This is a genomic window from Methylorubrum podarium (assembly GCF_022179745.1).
GTDB classification, from domain to species: domain Bacteria; phylum Pseudomonadota; class Alphaproteobacteria; order Rhizobiales; family Beijerinckiaceae; genus Methylobacterium; species Methylobacterium podarium.
Genome location: NZ_BPRD01000518.1, coordinates 1 through 5644, shown reverse-complemented (window position 1 = coordinate 5644; position 5644 = coordinate 1). Strand labels below are relative to the sequence as shown.

Annotated in this window: 7 protein-coding genes; 3 read left to right on the top strand and 4 right to left on the bottom strand. The window is 69.9% G+C overall.

The annotated features are described in order from the left end of the window. Window positions 1–65: 65 nt before the first annotated feature. Together MFF42_RS22540 and MFF42_RS22535 are read right to left on the bottom strand one after the other, a co-directional pair. Window positions 66–998 (bottom strand): MBL fold metallo-hydrolase, encoded by a 933-nt coding sequence (locus MFF42_RS22540; RefSeq protein WP_238257903.1) that lies wholly within the window; start codon window positions 996–998, stop codon window positions 66–68. A gap of 87 nt (window positions 999–1085) precedes the next feature. Then, the gene (locus MFF42_RS22535) at window positions 1086–2078 is read right to left on the bottom strand and encodes a DUF2865 domain-containing protein (protein ID WP_238257901.1); all 993 of its coding nucleotides are present in this window, start codon (window positions 2076–2078) and stop codon (window positions 1086–1088) included. A gap of 763 nt (window positions 2079–2841) precedes the next feature. On the opposite strand from MFF42_RS22535, the gene MFF42_RS22530 reads away from it, so the two are divergent. Then, window positions 2842–3018, top strand: a complete 177-nt coding sequence (locus MFF42_RS22530; RefSeq protein ID WP_012454900.1) for a DUF1328 domain-containing protein — start codon at window positions 2842–2844, stop codon at window positions 3016–3018. Between the two features lie 75 nt (window positions 3019–3093). Here the strand turns inward: MFF42_RS22530 and MFF42_RS22525 are convergent, their stop codons facing one another. Further along, on the bottom strand, window positions 3094–3315 hold the full coding sequence (locus MFF42_RS22525; protein WP_238257899.1) for a NepR family anti-sigma factor: 222 nt from the start codon (window positions 3313–3315) through the stop codon (window positions 3094–3096). A 179-nt stretch (window positions 3316–3494) separates the two neighbouring features. Between MFF42_RS22525 and MFF42_RS22520 the strand changes: the two genes are divergently transcribed. Beyond that, complete coding sequence (locus tag MFF42_RS22520) at window positions 3495–4298, top strand: response regulator (RefSeq protein WP_017486160.1); 804 nt, start codon at window positions 3495–3497, stop codon at window positions 4296–4298. Between the two features lie 417 nt (window positions 4299–4715). Beyond that, window positions 4716–5078 carry a hypothetical protein gene (locus MFF42_RS22515; protein ID WP_238257897.1) on the top strand — a complete coding sequence of 121 codons (363 nt, stop codon included), beginning with the start codon at window positions 4716–4718 and terminating at the stop codon, window positions 5076–5078. A 65-nt stretch (window positions 5079–5143) separates the two neighbouring features. Here the strand turns inward: MFF42_RS22515 and MFF42_RS22510 are convergent. After that, window positions 5144–5644 (bottom strand): hypothetical protein (locus MFF42_RS22510; protein WP_238257895.1); only part of this gene is annotated, 501 nt, incomplete at its 5' end.

Below are 5644 nucleotides of genomic sequence, written 5' to 3'. Positions count from 1 at the left end.
ACGAGGTCGCCAACCTCGCCATCGCCCTGAAGTAAGGTGGGCGGTGCGGCGCCGTCGGGCGTTGCTCAGGCGGGCCGGAACGTTCCGCCGAGCAGGGGCGGGCCGTCGGTGACGGCGAGGCCCCGCTCCACCAGATCTTCCAGATGGGCGAAGACGGAGAGCGCCGCCGCACCGCGCAGGTGCGGCGCGAGGCCCTGATAGACCGTGCCGACGATGGCCGCGATGTCGCGGTCGCCCGCCTCGAGCCGGGCACGGATCGCCGCCTCGCGCTGACGGCGGTGGGCGGCGAGCCCGCGCACGAAGCGGCGGGGATCGCGCACGGGTCCGCCATGGCCCGGCCAGTAGAGCGTCTCGCTCCGATCGCGCAGGCGCTCCAACGAGTCCATGTAGGCCCGCATCGATCCGTCCGGCGGCGCGACGATCGAGGTCGACCACGCCATCACATGGTCGCCGGAGAACAGCACGTTCTCCTCGGGCAGGGCGAAGGCGAGATGGTTCATGGTGTGGCCGGGGGTCGCCAAAGCGGTCAGCGTCCAGCCGTCGCCGGTCAGGCTCTCTCCCTCCGCCAGTTCCCGGTCGGGCCGGTGCTCGCGGTCCGCGCTGGCATCGAGGGCGGGCAGCTCGTTCTCGGCGAGTTGCCGGGCGGCCCGGTGCGGGCCGCAGCCGACGATCGGCGCGCCGGTTCGCTCCTGCAGCAGGCGAGCGCCCGGTGAATGGTCGCGGTGGGTGTGGGTGACGACGATGGCCTCGACCTGCTCGCCATCGAGCGAGGCCAGCAATCCGTCGATGTGCCCGGCATCCGCCGGACCCGGATCGATCACCGCGACACGGCCGCGCCCGACGATGTAGCTGCAGGTCCCGCTCGCGGTGAAGGGACCGCCATTGGGGCAGATCCGCCGCCGCACCAGCGGGCTCATCGTCTCGGTCCGCCCGGGCGCGGGCAGAGCGCTCTCGAAATCGGGCGAGGGGCCTTTCGCGTCCGCGGACGGTTCACTCATGATGACGGCTTCGAACGACGACGGTGCCGCCCGCCTACGACAGCCCGGCGGTTTCGCCAACTCATGCGCCGGCCGGACGGAATCCGATCACTGCCCGAACGGGGAGGGCGACACGATGCGGACCGGCGCGAAGCCTTCGCCGCGCGAGGCGACCGGCGCGAAGTCCGCGGCGGCCATGTCGACCCGTAGCTTCATGGTCTGCGCTTCGGCGACGCGCACCCGGCGGGATCCGGACCGTGCGGCGCGCAGGACCTCCCGGAACGCAGCACCGGCCGCGTCACGACGCAGGGCGCCGACCCTTTCCTCGATGATGCCGCGGCCGCGCCGGCTCAGGGCCGCGACCCGGTAATCGACGAGCGTCGGCCCGGCGCGGGAGAGGCCGGCGACGAGGTCGGCTCCCGCGTCCGAGGCGACGACGTCGCCCGGCCGAAGGGTGTAGTCGTCGGCGAGCGGCATCAGCGGCCCCGCGACACCCGTCGGTTGGCAGGAGCAGTTCTCGACGCGGGTGCGGCGATAGAGGTTGGCCGAGGCGGTGCGAAGATAGGGGCGGCCATCGAGACCGACCGACTGCTCGAATTCGGACCGACCCGGCGCCAGGGTGAACAGGTCCGTCCGCGCGTTCGGGCAGGCGGCGGCGCAGGCCGCGGCGTGAACGGGCAGATCCGCCCGTGCCTGCAGACGGCCGAGGGGAAACGCGTATCCGTCGCAGCGGCGCACGCAGACGGTCCGCGTTCCGGCTGCGAAGGCAGCCGGTGCGACGGCCCGCTCCCGCCGGCCGGGCCGCACCGTGCGCGCTTCGAGGCGCGGCGTCCGTTGCACCAGACGGTTTCCCGCGCTGCGACGCGGTTCGGGCAGCGATGCGTAGCGCCGGGGCGCTCTCGGGATCGGCTTCGCGACGACGGCGGGTGCGGGGCTCGCTGCGCCGAAGATCGTCTCGAACAGCCCGTTGAGCAGGCCGCGTTCGGAGGCGCGCACCATCGTCGTCGCACTCGTCAGGCCGAGGCCGATCAGCAAGCCGAGGAGAGCCGTCGTGACAAGTCGGCGGCGCGGCGCCGCAACCGGTTCGGCCGGGCTTCTCACTGCCCATGCTCCGGGCGCACGCTTGCCGAAACCCATCCCCGCCACCCCCCGTCACCCCGGCGCCTACGGCCTGTCCGCCATCGAGGCGGACCGGCCGACCGTATCGCTCGGGCGTCAGCTAGGCCGCCGAGCGAAGCGGTGACAATTTGGGAAGACCACGCAGAAGCGGACCCGCGCCTGCCGTTCGAGCGATGAAACGAGTGTTCCCGGTCGGGACGCTCGGCGGCCCAGCGTTGTTCGGCGCGGACCGTGATCGGTTTTTCGCTCCGAGCGGGCGCAAAGCTGTGGAAAGATCGACGCCACGAAAAAAGCGCCGCCCGGGGGGACGGCGCTCGATGGGATCACCTTGCAGCGACCGAATAAGGATCGAAAGGCTGCCGTCTGTCTCAGCGACGGCGGGCGGATTTCACGCGGACCGGAATGGGCTGCAGAACCGGCTGCGGCGCGAGCGCCGACACGAGCCGGGCTGCGGCCTCCAAGGCGGCCTTCACCTGAGCGATACCGGGAACTAAGGGCTTTTTCTGTGCGGGCACGCCAGAGGCCTCCTTCACATCGACAAGTCTGGTCGTCGTCTTGCGGAGAGATGGTGACGAACGGCCGGATTTGCCAGTCGGTTCCGAGACCCTGCGACGGTCGCACGCGGTTCGTAATAAACTCTTCACGGCGCCGCGGCCGCGAAAAGGAACTCCCGGCGAAAACTTGGCGTTATTGCTTCCAAGAGGCGGCGGCACGGGCCGCGCCAGTTGTTGGAAGGAAGTTGGACATGCTCGGGTGGGCTGTTACGTTCCTGGTGGTTGCCCTCGTCGCGGCCCTGCTGGGCTTCGGCGGCATCGCCGGCACGGCCATGGAGGCCGCCAAGCTCGTGTTTTTCGTCGCGATCGTCCTGTTCGCGATCTCGGCCGTGATCGGCCTGATGCGCGGTCGCTCGACGACGTTGTGACGATGGTCTGACAAGCGAGCCGCCCCCGCCAGCCGGGTGCGGCTCGCGCCATTCGGGATCGGTCTGAAAGGGAAGTTAGGGACCGACCGGCCCCTCCGGTTTCGGTCCGTCATCCTCGAGGCGTGCGATCAGATCTCGGAAACGGTCCGGTATCGGCTGTTGCACGACGGAATCGTAGAGCGCGCGCAGATGGGTGCCGATGCGCCTCTGCGTCTGGTCGTTCAAACCGTTCTCGGCACGCAATCGAGTGGGCCGGTCCCCGGTCGGGAACGCACCGGCCGGCTCGTCCTCGTTCATGCTTTCAAGATCCCCTTGGCGCCACATCTGCCGCGATTGTCTTGCAGCTTGACATGAGTCATGGCTGCAGCAGCAACGCGGCCATGCGGCTTGGGTTCCGCATGGGCCAGGAACGGACGTCGAGCCCCCGCGTTAGGGGCGCATCGATAAGCGAAGAGCGAAGAGGCTCAGGGGAACTCATGTCGACAGCACAACTGGTCGTGCAGCATCTGCCGTACCTGCGCCGTTACGCGCGCGCGCTCACGGGCAGTCAGGTGGCGGGCGACGCCTACGTCGCCGCCACGCTCGAGACGCTGGTCAACGAGCCCGAGACCCTGGGCCGCAGCACGAATGTGAAGGCGGACCTCTTCCGCGTCTTCACGCGGATCTGGAACTCGCTCTCGGTCAACGGCCACAGCGATCAGGTGCAGCACGACCTTCCGGCCGAAGTCCGGCTCGGGCAGATCACCCCGCTGCCCCGGCAGGCCTTCCTGCTCTCCTGCCTCGAAGGCTTCTCCGAGGAGGATGCCGGCGTGATCCTGGACGTGGACGTGAACAAGGTGCGCGACCTGGTGGACGAGGCGGGCCGTGAACTCGCCGCCGACATGGCGACCGAGATCCTGATCATCGAGGACGAGCCGCTCATCGCCATGGATCTCGAAGCCCTGGTCGAAGGGCTCGGCCACAACGTCATCGGCGTGGCGCGGACCCGCAGCGAGGCGGTCAAGATCGCGTCCGAGAGCAAGCGCCCCGGCCTGATCCTCGCCGACATCCAGCTCGCCGACGGCTCGTCGGGCCTGGATGCGGTCAACGACCTCTTGAAGACCTTCGAGGTGCCGGTGATCTTCATCACCGCCTATCCGGAGCGGTTCCTCACCGGCGAGCGGCCGGAGCCGGCCTTCCTCATCGCCAAGCCGTTCCAGCCCGCCAACGTCTCGGCCGTGATCAGCCAGGCGCTGTTCTTCCAGCAGAGCGCCCGCCGCCGCGAGGCGCACAACGCCTGAACCGACGCACCGGACGAGAGCCGAGGGCGCTGGCCAGCGAGGCCGGCGCCCTTTTTCGTGGCCGGCAACCAGCCGCGGAGGCCGGGCACGAAAAAACGGGCCGGACCATTGTCCGACCCGTGAAGAGGTTCCGGCCGATGCACAAGGGGAATGCGGGGAGGACCAGGTGGCCGGGTGCTTCCTCAACGGTTAGCCGTCGGCGAGGTTCCGAAATTCGCTCACCGGCGCCGATTTTCTGTCCACAGATGTCTTTTTGCCACGCCCCACCGCGTCGAATCGGTGCGCGGGCCGGGCCGGCGAGGCCGCGAATCGGGGTTGGAATACTGACTTGATCCGAAGCGGGACAGTGAAGGAACCAGTGATCCGAAAGCAGCGTTGTGATGACAACCTGTCAAGCTCCCATCGGAGATCGCAAAGATGCTTCGGACCGGCTTCGTCCTCGGTGTGAGTGTTCCCGCTGCGATCCTGACCCTGCTGCTGCTGCCGGTCGTCCGGCAGGAGGCCGACGCCATGGGGGCCCCGACGGGTCCGCGCGTCGCCTACGAGGCGCCCGCCACGCCGCTGCCGGGCATGCGCCCCTACTCGACGGCCCTCAGCCCGGTTCATGTGGCGACCGCGCCGCGCCCTACCACGCGCACGGAGTCGGTACCGACCCGCTCGGCCCAGGAAGAGCTGCCGGCCAAGCCCCGTCGCCTGACGCGGGAAGGCTGCGAGGCCCCCCTGAGCTCGCTCGTCGGGCCCGAGGCGCGCCGCATGGTGCCCGGCCGCTGCATGACCTGAGCGGTCCTGGCCGGAGCCGCCGCCGCGACGGTCGAGCGAAGAGGCCCAAGGCAGCCGGTCCGAGATCAGGCCGACTGTGAGACCTTCTCCACATCCGCGGTCATTCCCGCCGGCCCCATCCGCTCGCGGGCCACGAGCCGGTCGCCGGGCGCGAAGGTGCCGAGCGGCACGTCCCGATCCGGCAGGACGACGGTCGTCATCGCGCTGGTGTGGACGAGCACGTAGCGCCGCAGCGGCAGGGAGGCCGCCGCCCAGCGCCGCAGCTGATCGTGATAGGGCGCCCGCTTCCAGGCTCCGGCCTGACCGGGATCGACCTGCACGTTGAGGAAGCGCGTCACGGGATCGAGGCTGAGCACCATCTTCGCCCGGTCCGGCCGCCATTCCGGTCCGATCCAGGCCTCCGTCATCCAGAGGCAGTGGAACGCGCGGCAATGGTCAGGCCGCTCCGCATGGATGCCGCATCCGCCGCCCGAGCGGACATGCCGGCACCAGCGCCCCGCCGGACTCTCGACCGCGGGCACCTCGTAGACCTTGCAGCAGAGCGTGCAGGGGCCGCAGCTGCGGCC

Excerpts from the sequence above, each read along its gene's own strand:
- MFF42_RS22530 (WP_012454900.1), top strand. The coding sequence starts at position 2,842 with ATGCTCGGGTGGGCTGTTACGTTCCTGGTGGTTGCCCTCGTCGCGGCC.
- MFF42_RS22515 (WP_238257897.1), top strand. The coding sequence starts at position 4,716 with ATGCTTCGGACCGGCTTCGTCCTCGGTGTGAGTGTTCCCGCTGCGATC.
- MFF42_RS22540 (WP_238257903.1), bottom strand. The coding sequence starts at position 998 with ATGAGTGAACCGTCCGCGGACGCGAAAGGCCCCTCGCCCGATTTCGAG.
- MFF42_RS22525 (WP_238257899.1), bottom strand. The coding sequence starts at position 3,315 with ATGAACGAGGACGAGCCGGCCGGTGCGTTCCCGACCGGGGACCGGCCC.
- MFF42_RS22520 (WP_017486160.1), top strand. The coding sequence starts at position 3,495 with ATGTCGACAGCACAACTGGTCGTGCAGCATCTGCCGTACCTGCGCCGT.